The following is a 20520-nucleotide window of genomic DNA, read 5'->3' on the forward strand; positions in this document are numbered from 1 at the left end:
TCGATACAGTCAGAAAGGATTTCTATGAAAATCATCGTTCAGCGAGTCAAGGAAGCCCAGGTTTCTATTGAGGGGCAGATTCATGGTCAAATCAAACAAGGACTCTTGCTCTTAGTGGGTGTTGGACCTGAGGATCAGCAAGAGGATTTGGAGTATGCAGTCAGAAAACTGGTCAATATGCGAATCTTTTCAGATGACGAAGGCAAGATGAACCTATCTGTCAAGGATATCCAAGGAGAAATTCTCTCCATCTCTCAATTCACTCTGTTTGCCGATACCAAAAAAGGCAATCGTCCAGCCTTTACAGGCGCCGCTAAACCAGATATGGCTGAGGCCTTCTATCAAGATTTTAACCAGGAACTAGCCAAAGAGGTTCCTGTTGAAACAGGTGTCTTCGGAGCAGATATGCAGGTAGAACTGGTCAATGATGGGCCGGTAACTATCATCCTTGATACAAAAAATAGATAAGAAAAACCAAGCTTGTTAGCTTGGTTTTTTGTGACGGATTTAGTTCATCTTTTCAACATAGAGCTGTTTGGCGATTTCTAGACTTACCAAGAGTTCTTCATTGTTGTGAATTAAAGTAAAGGTATTAGAGAAATCATCAAACTGTTGAACTTGGAGTTTGTCTCCGATATTGATGCCATGTTTTTCCAGATATTTTAGGAGTTCAAAACTATCATGAACGCGAGTCAGAAGATAGGTTCCAGCTTCTTTGGTTTCTGATAGTGGTAGGTTGTTGATTTCAATCAAAAGCTCTCCTTTAGCAGGAATGGTACCACCGTGAGGGCAAGTTTTTGGGAAACCTAGCATACTTTCTAATCTCTCTACAAAAAAGTCTGAAACGGTATGTTCTAATACTTCAGCTTCCTCATGAATTTGGTCACTGGTATAGTCTAGATGGTGGACCAGAAAAACCTCAATCAGACGATGTTTACGATAAAGTTCTGATACAAGTGTTAGACCAATATCGGTTAGCAAGTATCCTTTTTTCTTATCTTTTAAGATGAGATTTTCAGACTGCAAGCGCTTAATCATTTCAGTTACAGCTGGAGGAGATACCTGCATTCGAGCAGCAATTTCCTTATTGGTAATCTTAGGAACATCCATGCCAATCTCATAAATACATTTTAAGTAGTCTTCTTTATTTGGTGTCATTCGCATTTCCTTGTTTATTATCTTCATCTAGTATACCAAAAAAGAGGCTGGGACAAAAGTCTTAGCCTCTCAATTATCTTTGGATTGTCGAGCAAAACGCAGTGGTTGAGTGGACTCTACTACGCTGATTTCATCAGCTTTTACAGTCCTACTCAACTGTGCGGAGGTGGGACAACGAAATCGAATTCTAACGAATTACCGATTTCTGTCCCACTCTCTATTGATACAAGAGCTTGACTTAGTTGAGTTCTTTTGCAGCTGCAATAGCGGCTTCAAAGTCTGGTTCGCTGTTGATATTGTCTACGTATTCAACGTAGCGGATGGTATTATCGGTATCGAGAACAAAAACTGCGCGTGCAAGCAGATGCCATTCATTGATTAAGAGGGCGTAATCTCGTCCAAAGGAGTGGTCGAAGTAGTCTGAAAGCATGATGGCGTTCTCAATTCCTTCAGCCCCACACCAGCGTTTTTGAGCAAAGGGGAGGTCCATAGATACCGTTAGGACAACAGTGTTGTCTAAGCTAGCCAATTCTTGGTTAAATCGACGAGTCTGTAGCGAGCAGATATCTGTATCGATAGAAGGAATGACACTCAATATTTTTTTCTTGCCTTCAAAGTCAGCCAGTGTTTTTTTAGAGAGGTCAGTCGTTGTGAGAGAGAAATCAAGTGCTTTGTCTCCTACTTGTAGTTGTTTTCCTGTAAACGTAACAGGGTTTCCGAGGAATGTAGTCATAAGCTACTCCAATCTTTTTTCTTTCATTTTACATTAAACGTTCAGACTTTTCCAATAGTTTGACCGAAAATTGATTAGACAAAAAACGCCAATACAAGGAGAATGACGTTTTTTAAATGTTTATTTTGCCAATCCTTCAGCAATCTTTTCAAGGTTGTATTTCATCATGTTGTAGTAGCTGTCGCCTTCTTTACCTTCTTCAGCGATTGAGTCCGTAAAGATTTGAGCATAGATTGGGATGTTTGTGTCTTGTGAAACAGTCTTCATTGGACGATCATCGACACTGGATTCAACAAATAGTGATGGAACTTTCATTTGGCGAAGTTTTTCAACCAAAGTCTTGATTTGGTCAGGTGTTCCTTCTTCTTCAGTATTGATTTCCCAGATGTAAGCACTTGGGACACCGTAAGCTTTAGAGAAGTATTTGAAGCATCCTTCGCTGGTTACGATGAGTTTCTTGTCCGCATCAATAGCGTTAAATTTCTCTTTGGCTTCCTTGTCAAGCTTGTCTAGTTTTTCAGTGTATTCTTTGAGATTCTTTTCGTAGAATTCCTTGTTGCTAGGGTCTTTGGCGATGAGTTGCTTAGCAATATTTTGAGCATAGATGATCCCATTTTCAAGATTGAGCCAAGCGTGTGGGTCTTCTTTCCCTTTTTCATTTTCCCCTTCTAGGTAGATGACATCAACGCCTTCACTAACTGCAAAGTAGTCCTTGTTTTCAGTTTTCTTAGCATTCTCAACTAATTTTGTAAACCAGGCATTTCCACCTGTTTCAAGGTTGATACCATTGTAGAAAATTAAGTCGGCTTGCGAAGTTTTCTTGACGTCTTCTGGTAGTGGCTCGTACTCGTGTGGATCTTGTCCTACAGGCACGATACTATGAAGATCAATCTTGTCTCCTGCGATATTTTTAGTAATATCAGCGATGATAGAGTTAGTTGCTACAACCTTTAGTTTTTGGTTTGTAGATGCTGTGTCTTTTTTTCCGCTAGCACAGGCAGCTAATCCAATGATAGCAAGAAAAAGAACAAGCAATGTACCTAATTTTTTCATTATATTCCTCCAGAGGGGCTCCCTCATTATTGTTTGATTTTTTTATTTTTCAGCTTCAGATAACGTTGTTTTGGTGCGATAAAGAAACTGATGAGAAAGAAACTTGCAGATGTCAGCACGATACTTGAACCTGCAGCCAGGTTAAAGCTATAACCGATAAAAAGTCCCAAGACAGAAGCTAGAGCTCCCAAGCCTGATGAAAGAAAAATCATGGTCTTTAGACTATTGGCGTAAAGATAAGCTGTCGCGGCTGGAGTAATCAGCATGGCTACGATAAGGATGGTTCCGACACTTTGCATAGCAGTCACTGACACCAAAGTCAAGAGTATCATGAGTAGATAGTGGTAGAAATTAACTGGCATGCCCATAGCTTTGGCTAGGAGTTCATCAAAGGATGTAATCAAGAGTTGCTTGAAGAAAATCCCGATAATCAAGAGAATGAGAGCTCCCATACCGATGGTAATATACATGTCTATGTCTTGCACAGCTAAGATATTCCCAAAGAGAATATGGAAGAGGTCAGTCGAGCTTTTAGCCACACTAATCAAGATAATGCCCAGAGCCAATAAAGATGAAAAGGTAATCCCAATGGCAGTGTCACTCTTGATAATAGAGTTCCCCTTGATGTAGGTGATGATGACAGAGGCAAGCAGTCCAAAGATGATAGCACCAATAAAGAAGTCAATTCCTAAAATAAAAGAAAGAGCTACACCAGGTAAGACAGCGTGCGAGATAGCATCTCCCATAAGGGACATACCACGGAGAATGATAAAGCATCCGACCGCTCCAGCAACAATACCAATCACAACAGCTGTAATCAAGGCATTTTGGAGAAAGTGGAAGTTCTGCAATCCATCTATAAATTCTGCAATCATAGGTCACCTCCATTGAAAAAGAGTCGGTCACCATAAGCTTGTTTGAGATTGGCTTGGGTGAAGGTCTCCTTTGTTGGACCAAAGGCAATTAGCTCCTTGTTGAGAAGGAGTACCTGGTCAAAATAATGGGCAACCTTGCCGAGGTCATGGTGAACGATAAGGACAGTCTTGCCAGCTTTTTTAAGTTCTCTCAGCGTGTTCATGATGATCTCTTCACTGACAGAGTCAATCCCCACAAAGGGCTCGTCTAAGAGAATATAATCAGCATCTTGAACTAGACAACGGGCAATCAAGACACGCTGGAATTGGCCACCAGAGAGTTGACTAATCTGACGATCTGCGTAGTCAGAAAGTCCAACAATTTCTAGTGCTTCAGCCACCTTTTGCCAGTGGTTTGCTTTTAAAGTGTGAAAGAGTGGAATGGATGGATAGAGTCCCAGAGAGACACATTCTTTTACCTTGATAGGGAAGTTGTAGTCGATATGAATTTTTTGCTCGACATAGGCAACTTTCTTAAGAGATTTTTTCATTTCTTTATCTTCGATAAAAGCATGTCCTTCATGTGGGATAATGCCCAGCATACCTTTTAATAATGTTGATTTCCCGGCGCCGTTTGGACCAATAATTCCGGTAATCGTTGGTCCTTGGAGCACTAGTGAAATATCCTTTAGTGCCAACGTTTCTTTGTAGGAGACACTGAGGTTTTCGATACGTATCATACAGTTGTATTCCTCCTGGATTTTAATATACCTTAATTTTATTTTTAAGTCAAGTTAATTTTGATAAAAATTTAAAATATTAATGTTGAAATCAAATAGGAGGAGACGGCATTTTTAATTGCATTCCCCAGGGATTTTTGCTAAGCTAAGAATAAGTGAAATTAGGAAAGCGAGAACAAGATGACACGTTATCAAGATGATTTTTATGATGCCATAAATGGTGAGTGGGAAAAGACTGCTGTTATTCCAGCAGATAAATCGAGAACAGGTGGTTTTATCGACCTTGACGAAGAAATTGAAGAGTTGATGCTAACGACGACGGACAAGTGGTTGGCAGGAGAAGATGTGCCAGAAGATGCCATCTTAGCAAACTTTGTCAAGTACCACAGCATGGTGAGAGATTTCGATAAGCGAGAAGCAGATGGAATTGAGCCAGTCCTTCCTTTATTGAAGGAATACCAGAATTTAGAGAGTTTTGCGGATTTCGCAGGTAAACTAGCAGCATTTGAATTAGCTGGTAAACCAAACTTCCTTCCATTTGGAGTATCACCAGACTTTATGGATGCTAGAACCAATGTTCTCTGGGCTAGTGCTCCAGGAACTATCTTGCCTGATACAACCTACTATGCGGAAGACCATCCTCAGCGTGAGGAATTATTGAACCTTTGGAAAGAAAGTACTTCTAATCTCCTCAAAGCCTATAACTTCTCAGATGAAGAAATCGAAGATCTTTTAGAGAAACGATTGGAATTGGACCGCCGTATCGCAGCTGTTGTACTTTCAAACGAAGAGAGTTCAGAATATGCCAAACTTTACCATCCTTATTCTTATGAAGATTTCAAAAAGTTTGCGCTTGCCCTACCTCTCGATGACTTCTTCCAAGCTGTGATTGGACAAACTCCAGATAAGGTTATCGTAGATGAAGAACGTTTCTGGCAAGCAGCAGAGCAATTTTATAGTGAGGAAGCTTGGCCTTTACTCAAGGCAAGCTTGATCTTGAGTGTGGTCAATCTTTCGACTAGTTATCTGACAGATGAGATTCGTATCTTGTCAGGTGCCTACGGACGAGCTCTTTCAGGAGTTCCAGAGGCTCAAGACAAACGCAAGGCAGCTTACCACTTAGCTCAAGGACCTTTTAAACAAGCTCTCGGCCTTTGGTATGCCCACGAAAAATTCTCTCCAGAAGCCAAGGCGGACGTAGAGAAAAAAGTGGCGACCATGATTGACGTTTATAAGGAACGTTTGGCTAAAAATGACTGGCTGACTCCTGAAACTCGAGAAAAAGCCATCGTCAAACTTAATGTCATCAAACCTTATATCGGTTATCCAGAAGAGCTACCAGCTCGCTATAAGGACAAGGTAGTGGATGAATCTGCTAGCCTCTTTGAGAATGCCCTAGCCTTTGCGCGTGTGGAAATCAAGCACAGCTGGAGCAAGTGGAATCAGCCGGTTGACTACAAGGAGTGGGGAATGCCTGCTCATATGGTCAATGCCTACTACAATCCACAAAAGAACTTGATTGTCTTCCCAGCTGCTATCTTACAGGCACCATTCTATGACTTGCATCAGTCATCTTCTGCCAACTATGGTGGTATCGGTGCGGTTATTGCCCATGAAATTTCTCACGCCTTTGATACTAATGGAGCTTCCTTTGATGAAAATGGTAGCCTCAAGGACTGGTGGACAGAGAGCGATTATGCAGCCTTTAAAGAAAAAACACAGAAGGTTATCGACCAGTTTGATGGCCAAGAATCTTACGGTGCAAAAATCAATGGGAAACTAACCGTGTCCGAAAACGTTGCCGACCTTGGAGGAATCGCTGCAGCGCTAGAAGCTGCTAAGAGAGAGCCAGATTTCTCAGCTGAAGAGTTCTTCCATAACTTTGCACGTATCTGGCGTATGAAAGGTCGCCCAGAGTTGATGAAACTCATGGCTAGCGTCGACGTACACGCTCCAGCTAAACTCCGTGTTAACGTCCAAGTGCCAAACTTTGATGACTTCTTTACGACCTATGATGTCAAAGAAGGCGACGGAATGTGGCGTTCACCAGAAGACCGTGTGATTATTTGGTAATCAAAAAACCAAGGATGATTGTCCTTGGTTTTTATGTTTTAGAAAAATGGATTGAAAGTTTTTTCGTGAGCGATGGTCGTAGCCGGACCATGTCCTGGATAGACATCGTAGTTTGGAAGGGTGAAGAGCTGGGTTTGGACACTATGAAGGAGTTGTTCCATACTACCAGTTGGCAAATCTGTCCGACCAATGGTTTCTCGGAAAAGGGCATCTCCCGTTAAGACCAAGTGTCCATCTGGGAAAACCAATGAAACTCCACCGATAGAGTGGCCTGGCGTTGGTAAGGCTGTGAAGCGGAATTCCTCAATCTGGTATTCTTCATGAAAGACATAAGTGTGTTCAGCTGGTTTGCAGATGACATCCGCCATATCATCGTGTCGAGGGAGTCCTGAAAGGTTGTCAACAGGAGTATAGAGCCAGCTAGCTTCACTTTCTGCCACATAGACTGGAGGATTTCCATAAGTATCTCTGACCAAGTCAAGACTCATAATATGGTCGTAGTGAGTGTGGGTCAGAAGAATGGCACAGATGGGTTTATTGATAGTTTCGATAGTCTTGCGAATGGCCTCCCAATGGCTACCAGGATCGACTACAATCAGGTGTTGCTCCCCTTCGAGATAATAAGTATTTTCATAGGCGACAGGATTCACAGTTTTATGGATTTTCATAGGATTTCCTCTTTCAAAGATTTACAGTTTCTAGTATAACACAGAAGCACAAAATAAGGAATCAACAAGAAAGTCCCTCCATAAAAGAAGGGACTTTTAACTTTTTAAAAATGATTTTTCCAGGCTTGGAAGCGTGCATCCAGTAGGAGTTGTGTCAGGTTTTTTAAGATTTCAACTTGCTCGGGCTCTAGTGTCTGGGCTTGAGAAACAAGTTGTTGAATGTGTTCAATAGCATTTCTAGAAGATAAATCGTTGATGGAAGTGATTCCAGATTCTAGGATGGTTCCGAAAAAGAGATCAAAATAGAGCTCTAGTTCTTCATCGGGCACACTGTCCACCCATTCTTTAAGAGCGTCTTTAATTTGCAGACTTTCGCTACTAATTTCCTCTAGTTGGACAAAGTGCTGTCCTTCAGTTAGCCAGCTAAAGGTATTGTGTTGAGCGATTCCACCGAGAGCCGTAGATTTGACGATGGTAGGAGTATCAGGAACTTCTAGCATCATGCCGATGACAGAGCCTTGTGGGACATAACGGTGAAATTTAGGGATAGCATCTTGATAACCAGTCGTTTCTGTCAGATGAGCCTGCAAACCAGGAGCGTCATAGGTATAAACTGCTGATATCTTTTCCTGCAAATCAGGCTGGATTTGACTAGCAGCAAAGACGGCTAGATTCCCACCCTTAGAATGCCCAGCAAGAAGTACTTTTTGTTTTGGATATTGTTTAAAGAAATCTTCCAAGTATTCAAGAGCATGCTTTTGGGCAGGGATTTCCTTCATATAGGTCAAATGGAAATCTTCCTTCCAGCCAATAATACTGTCGTCTGTGCCACGAAAGACAATGAGATAAGTATCTAGGTTCAGACGATAGGTCATAGCAGCGAACTGTTTCTGTTGCTCAGTGTCAATCTCGTTAACAAAGTTTGATAGCTTGCAATTTTTAAAACGTTTGTGTTGGGCAAGCTGGTCTAAAAGTTGCAGACGTTCTTTATTGGTCAACATGGTACTTTCTCGCGGGACACGTATTGCGACATCGCTTAAACGATTGACTGGCTGGTCCAATAGGTTATCAAAAGGAAGATAAGTCAGCTCTGTCAAAGCAAGTACATCCAGTTCATTTAAGGGAAGATCATAAAAAGAATCGTATTGAACATCAGTTAGATAGTCAAAAATATTGGCCATGAGAATTCCTTTCTTAACTTTTATCATATCAGATTTGCATCAATTTCGCTAGTAGTCAGAAGAATTTTGCTATAATATAAAAAAAGGAGGAGCAGATGCACAAGATTTTACTAGTAGAAGATGATCCAGTAATCCGTCAGCAAGTTGGGAAAATGCTCTCCGAATGGGGTTTTGAAGTAGTCATGGTAGAAGACTTTATGGAAGTTCTGACGCTATTTGTTCAGTCTGAGCCTCATCTGGTCCTGATGGATATTGGATTGCCTCTCTTTAATGGTTATCATTGGTGTCAGGAAATTCGCAAGATTTCCAAAGTTCCTATTATGTTTCTGTCTTCTAGAGACCAGGCTATGGACATCGTGATGGCTATTAATATGGGAGCAGACGATTTTGTGACCAAGCCTTTTGACCAGCAGGTCCTTTTAGCCAAGGTACAAGGATTATTGCGTCGTTCCTATGAGTTTGGAAGGGATGAGAGTCTTTTAGAATATGCAGGAGTTATCCTCAATACCAAGTCTATGGATGTGCATGTCAATGGCAAAGCTATCAGTTTAACAAAGAATGAATTTCAGATTTTGCGAGTTTTATTTGAGCATGCAGGAAATATCGTAGCGCGTGACGACTTGATGCGGGAACTCTGGAACAGTGACTTTTTTATCGACGACAATACCTTATCTGTTAATGTCGCTCGCTTGCGTAAGAAACTGGAGGAAGAAGGTTTGATTGGTTTTATCGAAACTAAGAAAGGGATAGGGTATGGATTGAAACATGCTTGATATTAAAAGTTTTTTTCTAGCTTATATCCGTTCGCGTAGCCGTTTTTTTGCTTTTATTCTATCGCTAACAGGTTTGCTTTTTCTATTTGAAATCTTGTTTGATAAGCAAGGGCCCTACTTTAACTATTTCTTCTTTCTATCTACATTTTTGACATTTTTGTTTTTGGTATTTGATTTCTTGATAGAATTGCAACGTTATCGTAAGGAATTGCTCTATGGCGAAAGAAAAGCTAAGTCACCAATGGAAGTCCTTCTAACTGAAAAATTAGAGAAAAGCGAATCTGAACTCTATCAAAAGAAATCAGATGCTGAAAACCGCTATAATGATTTGGTGGACTACTATACACTCTGGGTTCATCAGATAAAAACACCAATTGCAGCTAGTAAACTCCTAGTGAGTGAGGTGGCAGATCGCCAACTGAAGCAACAGTTGGAGCAGGAAATTTTTAAGATTGATTCATATACCAATCTCGTACTTCAATATCTACGCTTAGAAAGTTTCCATGATGATTTGGTGTTGAAGAAAGAAAATATAGAAGATCTGGTCAAGGAAGTCATTCGCAAATATGCCATTTTCTTTATCCAGAAAGGTCTAAGTGTCGATCTGCATGACTTGGATAGAAGGATTGTGACAGATAAAAAATGGCTGTTGGTAGTCATTGAACAAATCCTATCAAATAGTCTCAAGTACACAAATAAAGGTGGGGTTGAAATCTACATGGAAGGTTCAGACCTTTGCATCAAAGATACTGGGATTGGTATAAAAAACAGTGATCGGTTGCGAGTCTTTGAACGTGGTTTTTCAGGATATAATGGTCGAATGACCCAGCAGTCATCTGGACTTGGGCTCTATCTAACCCAGAAAATCAGCCAAGAATTAGGACATCAGATTCAAATAGAATCCGAACTTGGGCAAGGAACAACTGTGAGGATTAAGTTCTCTGAAGTGAATTTACTGATTGAATGAAAAGAATTGTGAAGAGCTTGGAAGAAACCTTTCAAGCTCTTCTTTAGACCTTGATATAGTGAGAAAAAAGGCTTCAATTAGATAAAAAATGTAATCTTACAAAAATGTAAGATTAAAGGCCTCTTTTGTAAGGTTATGTTATGGCAAGCCATCTTTTTTTGGAGTAAACTTAGAGCATAAAGAAAAAGGAGAGGAACCATGAAAACAATTTTACAAAAGAAACATACAAGTAAGCCGAGTCCAAAGGATATCGAGCGAGTTCAAATCGGCATCGAAATGATGCAAGCTCAGTTTCAATTAATGGGATATTAAAAAGGAGAAGTTAAAATGACACTATTAGATGTAAAACACGTTCAAAAGATTTATAAAACTCGCTTTCAAGGCAACCAAGTAGAAGCCCTGAAAGATATTCACTTTACCGTTGAAAAAGGCGACTACGTCGCTATCATGGGTGAGTCTGGTTCCGGGAAATCAACGCTACTTAATATTCTCGCCATGCTTGACAAGCCAACGCGTGGCCAGGTCTTCCTAAATGGAACTGACACAGCTACCATTAAAAATTCTGAAGCATCAAGCTTCCGTCGTGAAAAGTTAGGCTTTGTCTTCCAAGACTTCAATTTGTTAGATACGCTTTCTGTTAAAGACAATATCTTACTCCCTTTGGTATTGTCTAGAAAGCCTATTACAGAAATGATGAAAAAATTGGTCGTGACGGCCGAAAATCTTGGCATCAATCAATTGCAGGAGAAGTACCCTTATGAAATTTCTGGAGGGCAAAAACAAAGGGTTGCAGTTGCACGGGCTATCATCACAGAACCAGAAATTCTCCTTGCGGACGAGCCAACAGGAGCTCTAGATTCTAAGTCATCTGCAGCCCTCCTTGATATCTTCGATCAGATCAACGAGCAAGGGCAAACCATTCTCATGGTAACCCACTCAACAGCTGCAGCCAGCCGTGCTAAACGTGTCATTTTCATCAAGGACGGCATCCTCTACAATCAAATCTACCGTGGTGAAAAGACTGAACGTCAGATGTTCCAAGAAATCTCTGACACCTTGACTGTTATGGCAAGTGAGGTGAACTAGTATGTTTCGATTAACCAATAAGTTGGCCATCTCCAACTTAATCAAAAACCGCAAACTCTATTATCCTTTTGCACTAGCAGTTCTCCTTGCAGTTACTATCAGCTATCTATTTTATTCATTAACTTTTAATCCTAAAATGGTAGAAATGCGGGGTGGATCTTCTATTCAATTTACCCTACAACTAGGTCTCATCGTAGTGACACTTGCATCTGCCATTATCGTGCTTTATGCCAATAGTTTTGTCATGAAAAACCGTTCCAAAGAACTGGGTATATATGGCATGTTGGGACTAGAAAAGCGTCATTTGATTAGCATGACCTTTAAGGAACTCTTGATTTTTGGGCTAGTAACAGTCACTGCTGGGATTGGGATTGGTGCCCTCTTTGACAATCTCATCTTTGCTTTATTGCTCAAACTTTCAAAGATGAAGGTAGATCTAGTCGCAACCTTCCAATGGTCCGTAGTACTTTCAATTCTTTTGGTATTTGGACTTATCTTTTTAGTCATTGTCCTCCTAAATGCTATACGTATCATCCGTATGGATGCTCTACAGCTTTCTAGAGAAAAAGCGAAGGGTGAGAAGAAGGGGCGTTTCCTAGTTCTTCAAACACTTGTAGGGCTAATGGCTCTTGGGGGTGGCTACTATCTAGCTCAAAGCGTAACAAATGCTCTATTAGCTATTTCTACCTTCTTTTTAGCTGTATTACTCGTCATTTTAGGAACCTATCTCTTGTTCAATGCTGGGATTACAGTTTTCTTGAAAATGCTCAAGAAAAACAAGAGATATTACTACCAACCAAATAACCTCATCTCTGTTTCTAACCTCATCTTCCGTATGAAGAAAAATGCTGTCGGATTAGCAACCATTGCCATCCTTTCCACCATGGTTTTGGTCACCATGTCAGCAGCAACTAGTATCTACAATGGTTCTGAAAATATTAAAAAACTTCTCTATCCTCACGATATGTCAATTTCAGGACAAAATGTAGAAGTTGAGGATTTAGACCAACTTTTGACTCAGTATGCAAGTGACAAGAACTTAACGATTAGTAATAAGGATGTTCTCAGTTATGCAAGTTTCGGTCTTTCTAGTCAAGACGGAACCAAATTAACCACCTTTGAAAAAGGGCAAAATAGTGTTATGCCCAAGACAGTTTTCCTAGTCTTTGATCAAAAGGATTATGAAAAAATGACTGGACAAAAGCTGAACCTTACGAATAATGAGGTGGGACTATTCGCAAAGAACGATGGGCTTAAAGGTCAAAAAGCATTCAGTCTTAACAATCAGAACTATACGATCAAGGAAGCAATCCAGCAAGATTTCCTCAGAGACCATGTTGCTAACCAGTATGTACTTTTGATCTCAGATTATAACTACCTTGTTGTTTCAAATTTACAGGACTTTTTAGATAAATACCAGGATTCTGCAATCTACACTCAGCTCTACGGTGGTATGGATGTAACAGCTAGTCCAGAGGAACAGTTAAAGCTATCTGATGATTTTGATGCGTATGTGAACAATTTTAGTCACAATCTCAAGAACGAGAATGGTATGGTTTACGGTGCAAACATCGCGAGTGAGTCAACTGTCGAAATGAACGCTCTCTTTGGTGGAGTCCTCTTTATCGGTATTTTTCTCTCTATCATCTTTATGGTAGGTACTGTACTCGTTATCTACTATAAACAAATTTCAGAAGGTTATGAAGACCGTGAACGTTTTGTCATTCTGCAAAAGGTTGGTTTGGATCAAAAACAAATCAAACAAACCATTAATAAACAAGTCTTGACTGTTTTCTTCCTACCTCTGGCCTTTGCCTTTCTTCATCTGGCTTTTGCTTATCACATGTTGAGCCTGATTCTCAAGGTCGTTGGTGTTGTTGATTCAGCCATGATGTTAAGTGTAACCCTTTCTATTTGTGGTATCTTTGCCCTTATCTACGTACTAATCTTTATAATTACTTCAAGAAGTTATCGTAGAATTGTTCAAATGTAAAAACAGAAACATCAAAAAAGAGAGTGGGACAGAAATCGTTAATTCGTTAGAATTCGATTTCGTCGTCCCATCTCCGCACAGTTGAGTAGGGCTGTAAAAGCTGATGAAATCAGCGTAGTAGAGCCCACTCAACCACTGCGTCTTGCTCGTCAATCCAAAGACAATTGAGAGGCTAGGACTTTTGTCCCAGCCTCTTTTTTAGAGCTGGGATTTTGTACAAGGTTTTATCTCTTATTTCACAACACGTGATTTGTTGGCGATATCAGCTAGGATTGCTGCTACAAACTCATCATGTTTAAACATTAAAACAGTATCTACTTTCAGAGGATATATCGTTTTTCTTCTTCGGATAAGGATACAAAAATTTCTTCCTTTCTCTATCTTTTAAATTAATTGATTTGCTCAGAGAAAGAATGTAAAATTTTTGATATAATATGTAGGATGGACTGATGGATATTTAAAAGATAATGTTCAAAAGAATTATAGGTAAGAATTAAAAATATGTCAGTTTAGATAGAACTCTCTCTACCATCATCCATGCTGAAACAAGATTATATGAAATAAAAGGAGTAACCAATGTCCGGAAACTATTCAACACGTGAATTCCGCGAGAAACTATATGATGACCTTCATGTTCGATTAAGAGATACACTGATTTTGATGTGTTCGATTTTTATTGCCTCTATAGGTCTAAATATGAATTCAACAGCAGTCGTTATTGGAGCCATGCTGATTTCCCCTCTTATGACACCGATTGTTGGACTGGGATTCGGTTTAGCTATTTTTGATACACGTTTAATCAAGCAATCTCTAGAGGTTTTATTGACTCAAGTATTGGTCAGTTTGCTTGTCTCGACTTTGTATTTCTGGATGTCTCCCTTATCTTATGCAAGTAGCGAGTTGATTGCACGAACCTCTCCAACCATTTGGGATGTTCTCATTGCTATTGCTGGTGGGATAGCAGGTTTCATTGGTTCAAGGAAAAAAGAAGCAAACAATATCGTACCAGGAGTAGCCATCGCAACAGCTCTGATGCCACCTATCTGCACTGCAGGCTATGGTTTAGCTAATGGAAATGTACGATTTTTATTCGGGGCCCTTTATCTTTTCTTGATCAACTGTGTCTTTATCATGCTAATCAACATTGTTGGAACAAGAATTTTTATGAGAAAATCTCCCTTAAGTTCATTTAATGAGCTAAGCATTAAAATGAAAATTGGGTTGATATCCTTGATTGTATTATTGATCCTTCCAGCCAGCTATTCAGCAGTCACTCTGACGATGGATCAAGCGCGAAAAGAAGGGATCAAACAGTTTGTAGAAAATGTGTTCGCCAATCATACGGTCATTAATCAAGTCTACAAGTCAAGTAATAATGAATTGGTCTTGACGGTTGTTGGAGATTCGATTTCAGAAGAAGAATTAGAAACCATTCGCCAAAAACAAGCCTCTTACGGTATTCAATCTGTTCAATTGAAAGTCAAGCAATTCCATAATTCGGCAAAATTAGATAGTGAGACGATTAAGGAATTTTACGAAAACATTGACAAGTATATCGATCAAAAACTCTCTGAAAAAGATTCACAAGATGACATCGTAAAAGAAATTGAGGCAGACAAGGACTAAGGATAGTCAACTTATCTAACTCATGGAAGCAAATCTTGGGAGGATATCCTATATCCAAAAGTTAATGGATAGAAAGGATTGTTGATGAGAATATCATTTGTGGTGGTTTGACCAATCACTACTAGCTCAGGTTAAATAAAATATAAAAAGCAACAACTGAAATAGTTGTTGCTTTTTCTTACTGAAAAATGTTTCTCAGACTGTGATCGTTTTATTTCTCAACACGAGATTTGTTAGCGATATCAGCTAGGATAGTTGCTACAAATTCATCTACTGATACAGTGTTTGTTTCTTTTTGTCCATAGCGACGAACGTTGACAGTTCCATCTTCCATTTCCTTGTCACCAACGATCAATTGGTAAGGAATCTTGCTAGTTTGTGATGCACGGATCTTGAATTGCATTTTTTCATTACGTTCATCCACATCAGCACGGACACCACGATCACGAAGTTTCTTAGCTACTTCCCAAGCGTAGTCCACGTGTTTTTCGTTAGATACTGGGATGAGGGTTACTTGGTGTGGCGCAAGCCATGTTGGGAAGGCACCCTTGTAGTTCTCAATCAAGATCGCTGTGAAGCGTTCCATGGTTGAGATAACCCCGCGGTGGATCATAACTGGACGATGCTCTTCACCATCAGCTCCGATATATTTAAGGTCGAAGCGTTCTGGGAGCAAGAAGTCAAGCTGGATTGTAGAAAGAGTTTCTTCTTTACCGAGAGCTGTCTTGACTTGGATATCCAATTTTGGTCCGTAGAAGGCAGCTTCACCTTCAGCTTCAAAGTATTCAAGTCCCATGTCATCCATAGCTGATTTCAACATACGTTGAGCATTTTCCCACATTTCATCATTATCAAAATATTTGTGAGTATCTTTAGGGTCGCGGTATGACAAACGGAAACGATAGTCAGTCAAGTTGAAATCTTCGTAAACATCGATAATCAATTGAAGCGTACGTTGGAACTCATCTTTGATTTGTTCAGGTGTTACGAAAGTATGGCCATCATTAAGTGACATTTCACGTACACGTTGAAGCCCTGTGAGAGCACCAGATTTTTCATAGCGGTGCATCATACCGATTTCAGCAATACGGATTGGCAATTCACGGTAAGAGTGAACGTGGTGTTTAAAGACTTGGATGTGGTGAGGACAGTTCATTGGACGAAGAACGAATTCTTCCCCATCACCCATATCCATAGTTGGGAACATATCTTCACGGTAGTGATCCCAGTGACCAGAAGTCTTGTAAAGTTCTACTGAGGCAATTGGTGGAGTGTAGACGTGTTGGTAACCAGCAGCGATTTCCTTGTCGACGATGTAGCGTTCCAATTCACGACGGATAGTGGCACCATTTGGCAACCAGAATGGAAGCCCTTGACCAACTTCTTGAGAAATCATAAAGAGATCCAACTCTTTACCAAGTTTACGGTGGTCACGTTCTTTGGCTTCTTCACGCATTTGAAGGTAGTTCTTCAAGTCTTTCTTGTCAAACCAGGAAGTACCGTAGATTCGTTGCATCATGGCGTTGTCGCTGTTTCCACGCCAGTAAGCACCAGCTACGTTGAGAAGGTGGAAGATTTGGATACGACCAGTTGATGGGACGTGAGGTCCACGACAAAGGTCAACATATTCACCTTGACGGTAGATGGTCAAACCACCTTCATCTTCTGAGTGCTCTTCGATCAATTCCAATTTGTATGGATCATTCTTAAAGATTTCACGCGCTTCATCCTTAGTCACTTCTTCACGAATAGATGGGAAGTTTTCTTTCACAATTTTCTTCATTTCTTCTTCGATACGAGGAAGATCTTCGTTAGAGATTTGACCAGCTTGGTTGTCTGTATCGTAGTAGAAACCATCTTCGATAGCTGGACCAACACCCAAGTGAATGTCTGGGAAAAGGCGACGAGCGGCTTGTGCAAACAAGTGTGCAGCTGAGTGACGCAAGATGTCAAGAGCATCTTCGTGATCAGGTGTCACGATTTCGATGCTTCCATCTTCAGTGATCGCACGAGTAGTGTCGATGAGTTTGCCGTTGAATTTACCAGCAAGAGCTTTTTTAGCTAGGGAATTGCTGATGGATTGAGCAATTTCAAAAGTTGTAACGCCAGATTCGAATTCACGAACAGCGCCATCTGGGAAAGTAATTTGAATCATGTTTTTCTCCTTATATTAGTTATCCATTATTTCTATAACAGAAGTGTTTCCCTATTTTGCAGTCTTAAATCAAGAAAAACAAAAAGCGACATCCTAAAAAGGACGTCGCAACGTGGTTCCACCTTCATTTATGTTCCTCAAAAAAGAGGGACACCTCTGATTGGCTCTAACGTGGCCACCGTTTTATGTTTGCATAAAAGTTAGTAGAGTAGTATCAGTTTAGATTTCCTATGCGTTCTCAGCAACCACGCACTCTCTGGTAGAAAGGTTCTAAGTGACTTGTCTCTATGCATTATTATAGCATGATTGCGAGATTTTTCAAGGATTTTGTGAAAGTTTTTTGTTTTTCAGTTTTTGAACCAGATACTTGATAGTGGCACCAATAACTGTACCTAGTAGAATAAGAATTTCATAGGCTAGGAAATAAACAATGATAAATTCTCTGAAAGGAATGATAGTAAATCCATAGAGTAAGCAACTACCTAAAAGCCAATGAAGTGAAAAACCAAATCGGTAGCTATAAAGAAGAGAGACTATAAAAACTACAACAGGCGAAATGATGAATATATTTAAAAGATAGAGCTCCGTTAGTTTTGGATTCTGTAATAGTAGTATAAATAATCCATAAAGTGGACAATAAAAGAAAAATACGACCAAATAGTAGGGGAGATATTTGAAGAATTTACGCATGGTCAATCACCTCTCTTTTCAAGCTGTCTACTTAGATATCCTTCCTATAACTATTATAGCACATTTGAGGTATGGATAGTAAATCAGTTGACAAAGAACTTAGTTATTGGTAGAATAAGAAATGTCGTAAAGACAAATAACTTCTTCTTGGTTACAGGCATGCCAACCTGTCACTCGGATGAAGCCAAATAAAAAGGAGAAACATCATGGCAATCTCAAAAGAGAAAAAAAATGAAATCATTGCACAATATGCACGTCACGAAGGTGATACAGGTTCAGTAGAGGTTCAAGTTGCTGTCCTTACTTGGGAAATCAACCACCTTAACGAACACATCAAACAACACAAAAAAGACCACGCTACTTACCGTGGATTGATGAAGAAAATCGGTCGCCGTCGTAACTTGCTTGCATACTTGCGTAAAAACGACGTTAACCGTTACCGTGAGTTGATCAACTCTCTAGGACTTCGTCGCTAATTCAAGATACAAAGGACGTCAAAAGCACACAGCAAAAATAGGAAAATTGACGAAGAAACTTCAGTTTCTAGGAGATTTTATCTTTTTTGCCAAGTGCTTAGGCCGTGTTCAATTGAGCACATCTTGAAATAAGGCTACTCTAGTTGAGTAGCTTTTTATTTTTGTCACCTTACCTCGATATACTCAAGTATAATCTTCGGCTTGCCGTCTAGTCTATAAACGTTTTATCCAGCAAGAATCATGATGCTAAGAGCGATAAAAATCCGTATGAAAATAGGGAAAGGACACAGTGTTCGATGAACACAAGGAGTTTCATCTTTTTCACTAGGATTTTAGCCCGAGCTCAAATCAGCTCTCTGACTTCAGAGGGCTTTTTTGTGTGCATTTTTCTAGTCTTGTCCCTGATTTAGAAATGTGGTATACTAATTATGAAAATTGTCTAAATTTTTAATTTTTGTTAAAGGAGGGTTTCATGCTTTCCAAATTTTCTGGAAGCCATCAAAACCTGAGATATTGTTTTTTACTAGCTATCCTGTTAGGAGCATTGGGAATCTCTCTGTTTCTGGCAGTTTCTATGGGTTCTGTTCAAATTAGTTTGAGTGATACCTATCGGATAATTTTGAGTCAGTTAGGGGCTCCTTTTGAGATAGGAGACATTTCAAAGTCTACGCTTGCTATTGTTTGGAATATGAGATTACCACGGGTTTTTCTTGCTTTGATTGTGGGTGCAGGCCTTTCCATGTGTGGTAGTGTCATGCAGTCAACGGTCAACAATCCAATAGCAGAGCCCTATGTATTAGGAATTTCAGCCGGGGCAACCTTTGGAGCAACTTTGAGTATTATTCTTGGATTTAAAGTTATGATTGGTCTAGGTTCTTTCCTAGGAGCGATTTTAGCAACAGTTGCAGTTCTTCTCATTGCGTCTATGCAGGGCAGGATGACAACTTCTAGCCTCATTTTATCAGGGACGGTTGTCAATGCACTATTTTTGGCTTTTTCAAACTTTATTATCTCTATTGGGGCCAATGCTGATAGCGTTATGACCATCAAGTTTTGGACCATGGGTTCTTTAGCAGGGACATCCTGGGCTCACTTAACTCTCCCAACAGTAGTTGTGGGAATAGCCTTTTTATTTTTCTCTACTCAATACCGTGTTTTTAATGCCATGATGATGGGAGATGAGGCAGCCTTGACTTTAGGGATTCCCCTACGTTTTTACTGGTATCTCTATGTAACTATTGTTGCGGTGATGACTGCAGTTTTAGTATCAACCTGTGGGATTATCGGTTTTGTCGGTTTGATTACACCGCATTTGGCGAGAAGTTTGGTAGGTACAAACTACAGAAGACTTTTTCCGATAGCAACCTTACTAGGCGCCCTCTTTGTCGTCTGGGCAGATGTCTTTGCTCGCGTTTTGATTCAAAATGCTGAGCTACCGATTGGAATTTTCACGGCCCTAGTAGGTGCACCTTTCTTTATCTACATGGTTGCAAGTAGAGGAAGGGAGGTGAGAGTCTGATATGGACTTAATGTGCCAGGATATTCACTTTGGAATCGGAGAAAAAAAGATTCTCAAAGGAGTCTCACTTAAACTTGAGGGAAACCAATTTCATACTATTTTGGGACCAAATGGAAGTGGAAAGACCAGCTTGCTGAAACTCTTCTATCGACAGGAAAAGCCGAATCAGGGCTTGATTTCTTTAGATGGGAAGCCACTAGACCAAATGAGCGTCAAAGAAACGGCAAAGCAGATGGCAGTCATCACGCAGTTTAATCAACTTCAGTTTGATTGTACGGTTGAGGAGATTGTCATGTTGGGTAGAACACCCCATCTCTCCTTCTTACAAAAAGAAAAAGACAGAGATTTTGCTTTGGTTGAGGATGCGCTGGTCAAAGTAGACATGTTCGAAAAGAGAAATCGACTCTACTCTTCTTTGTCAGGAGGAGAGAAGCAACGGGTTCTGTTAGCACGCGCCTTGGCCCAAGAGCCGACCCTCTTGCTCTTAGATGAACCGACCAATCATTTGGATATCAAGTATCAGCTAGACTTATTGACCATTGTCAAAAATCTTCAGATCAATGTGCTAGCTGTCTTGCATGATATTCAGCTGGCTTGTCGCTATTCAGACTATCTCTATCTAATGAAAGAAGGGGAGATTGTTTACCAAGGTACTCCAAAAGAAACCATCACACCCGAGTCATTGCAGACTGTCTATGGCGTTCAAAGTAAGGTAACTTGGACAGAAGATCAGCAAGCCATGATTCACTATTTATAAAAATTAAAAAGGAAAATA

19 protein-coding genes are annotated in these 20520 nt (G+C 40.1%); 10 read left to right on the top strand and 9 right to left on the bottom strand.

Annotated elements, in window-relative coordinates; genetic code table 11:
- Window positions 1-24: 24 nt before the first annotated feature.
- The gene (gene dtd / locus NML75_RS04995) at window positions 25-468 is read left to right on the top strand and encodes a D-aminoacyl-tRNA deacylase (RefSeq protein ID WP_036753054.1); all 444 of its coding nucleotides are present in this window, start codon (window positions 25-27) and stop codon (window positions 466-468) included.
- A 39-nt stretch (window positions 469-507) separates the two neighbouring features.
- Here dtd and NML75_RS05000 read toward each other — a convergent pair whose 3' ends face one another.
- The 5 genes from NML75_RS05000 to NML75_RS05020 all read right to left on the bottom strand — a co-directional run bounded on the left by NML75_RS05000 (window position 508) and on the right by NML75_RS05020 (window position 4538).
- The gene (locus tag NML75_RS05000; protein WP_254804212.1) at window positions 508-1158 is read right to left on the bottom strand and encodes a metal-dependent transcriptional regulator; all 651 of its coding nucleotides are present in this window, start codon (window positions 1156-1158) and stop codon (window positions 508-510) included.
- Between the two features lie 238 nt (window positions 1159-1396).
- Window positions 1397-1891 carry a thiol peroxidase gene (gene tpx, locus NML75_RS05005; protein WP_036754872.1) on the bottom strand — a complete coding sequence of 165 codons (495 nt, stop codon included), beginning with the start codon at window positions 1889-1891 and terminating at the stop codon, window positions 1397-1399.
- A gap of 120 nt (window positions 1892-2011) precedes the next feature.
- On the bottom strand, window positions 2012-2944 hold the full coding sequence (locus NML75_RS05010) for a metal ABC transporter substrate-binding protein (RefSeq protein ID WP_036754875.1): 933 nt from the start codon (window positions 2942-2944) through the stop codon (window positions 2012-2014).
- A gap of 26 nt (window positions 2945-2970) precedes the next feature.
- Window positions 2971-3819 carry a metal ABC transporter permease gene (locus NML75_RS05015; RefSeq protein ID WP_004251242.1) on the bottom strand — a complete coding sequence of 283 codons (849 nt, stop codon included), beginning with the start codon at window positions 3817-3819 and terminating at the stop codon, window positions 2971-2973.
- Window positions 3816-4538 (bottom strand): metal ABC transporter ATP-binding protein, encoded by a 723-nt coding sequence (locus NML75_RS05020; RefSeq protein WP_006152594.1) that lies wholly within the window; start codon window positions 4536-4538, stop codon window positions 3816-3818. Before NML75_RS05020 ends, NML75_RS05015 begins: the two co-directional genes overlap by 4 nt.
- Before the next feature lie 180 nt (window positions 4539-4718).
- Between NML75_RS05020 and NML75_RS05025 the strand changes: the two genes are divergently transcribed.
- Window positions 4719-6611, top strand: coding sequence for a M13 family metallopeptidase (locus NML75_RS05025; RefSeq protein ID WP_254804213.1), 1893 nt, complete (start codon window positions 4719-4721; stop codon window positions 6609-6611).
- A 38-nt stretch (window positions 6612-6649) separates the two neighbouring features.
- Here NML75_RS05025 and NML75_RS05030 read toward each other — a convergent pair whose 3' ends face one another.
- Entirely contained in the window at window positions 6650-7279 is a 630-nt protein-coding gene (locus NML75_RS05030; RefSeq protein ID WP_254804214.1) for an MBL fold metallo-hydrolase, read from the bottom strand.
- A gap of 104 nt (window positions 7280-7383) precedes the next feature.
- Window positions 7384-8460 (bottom strand): DUF2974 domain-containing protein, encoded by a 1077-nt coding sequence (locus NML75_RS05035; protein WP_036757350.1) that lies wholly within the window; start codon window positions 8458-8460, stop codon window positions 7384-7386.
- Window positions 8461-8555: 95 nt separating this feature from the next.
- Between NML75_RS05035 and NML75_RS05040 the strand changes: the two genes are divergently transcribed.
- The 5 genes from NML75_RS05040 to NML75_RS05060 all read left to right on the top strand — a co-directional run bounded on the left by NML75_RS05040 (window position 8556) and on the right by NML75_RS05060 (window position 14905).
- On the top strand, window positions 8556-9233 hold the full coding sequence (locus tag NML75_RS05040; protein WP_000548968.1) for a response regulator transcription factor: 678 nt from the start codon (window positions 8556-8558) through the stop codon (window positions 9231-9233).
- On the top strand, window positions 9226-10200 hold the full coding sequence (locus NML75_RS05045) for a sensor histidine kinase (protein ID WP_254804215.1): 975 nt from the start codon (window positions 9226-9228) through the stop codon (window positions 10198-10200). The genes NML75_RS05040 and NML75_RS05045 overlap by 8 nt, the downstream gene beginning before the upstream one ends.
- 327 nt (window positions 10201-10527) lie before the next feature.
- Window positions 10528-11286: an ABC transporter ATP-binding protein gene (locus NML75_RS05050; RefSeq protein ID WP_254804216.1), complete on the top strand. Its 759-nt coding sequence runs from the start codon at window positions 10528-10530 to the stop codon at window positions 11284-11286.
- A gap of 1 nt (window position 11287) precedes the next feature.
- On the top strand, window positions 11288-13279 hold the full coding sequence (locus tag NML75_RS05055) for an ABC transporter permease (protein ID WP_074324266.1): 1992 nt from the start codon (window positions 11288-11290) through the stop codon (window positions 13277-13279).
- A 576-nt stretch (window positions 13280-13855) separates the two neighbouring features.
- Window positions 13856-14905: a DUF389 domain-containing protein gene (locus NML75_RS05060; protein ID WP_254804217.1), complete on the top strand. Its 1050-nt coding sequence runs from the start codon at window positions 13856-13858 to the stop codon at window positions 14903-14905.
- A gap of 211 nt (window positions 14906-15116) precedes the next feature.
- Here the strand turns inward: NML75_RS05060 and thrS are convergent, their stop codons facing one another.
- Both thrS and NML75_RS05070 read right to left on the bottom strand, forming a co-directional pair.
- Entirely contained in the window at window positions 15117-17060 is a 1944-nt protein-coding gene (gene thrS, locus NML75_RS05065) for a threonine--tRNA ligase (RefSeq protein WP_254804218.1), read from the bottom strand.
- Window positions 17061-17378: 318 nt separating this feature from the next.
- Window positions 17379-17750: a hypothetical protein gene (locus NML75_RS05070; protein WP_225750118.1), complete on the bottom strand. Its 372-nt coding sequence runs from the start codon at window positions 17748-17750 to the stop codon at window positions 17379-17381.
- A gap of 206 nt (window positions 17751-17956) precedes the next feature.
- On the opposite strand from NML75_RS05070, the gene rpsO reads away from it, so the two are divergent.
- From rpsO to NML75_RS05085, 3 genes are all read left to right on the top strand, one after another.
- The gene (gene rpsO / locus NML75_RS05075) at window positions 17957-18226 is read left to right on the top strand and encodes a 30S ribosomal protein S15 (protein WP_001018251.1); all 270 of its coding nucleotides are present in this window, start codon (window positions 17957-17959) and stop codon (window positions 18224-18226) included.
- 472 nt (window positions 18227-18698) lie between these two features.
- Window positions 18699-19745, top strand: coding sequence for a FecCD family ABC transporter permease (locus tag NML75_RS05080; protein ID WP_254804219.1), 1047 nt, complete (start codon window positions 18699-18701; stop codon window positions 19743-19745).
- Between the two features lies 1 nt (window position 19746).
- Window positions 19747-20502 (top strand): ABC transporter ATP-binding protein, encoded by a 756-nt coding sequence (locus NML75_RS05085; protein ID WP_254804220.1) that lies wholly within the window; start codon window positions 19747-19749, stop codon window positions 20500-20502.
- Window positions 20503-20520 lie beyond the last annotated feature (18 nt).

The organism is Streptococcus sp. CF4-3, from assembly GCF_024295385.1.
GTDB classification, from domain to species: domain Bacteria; phylum Bacillota; class Bacilli; order Lactobacillales; family Streptococcaceae; genus Streptococcus; species Streptococcus infantis_I.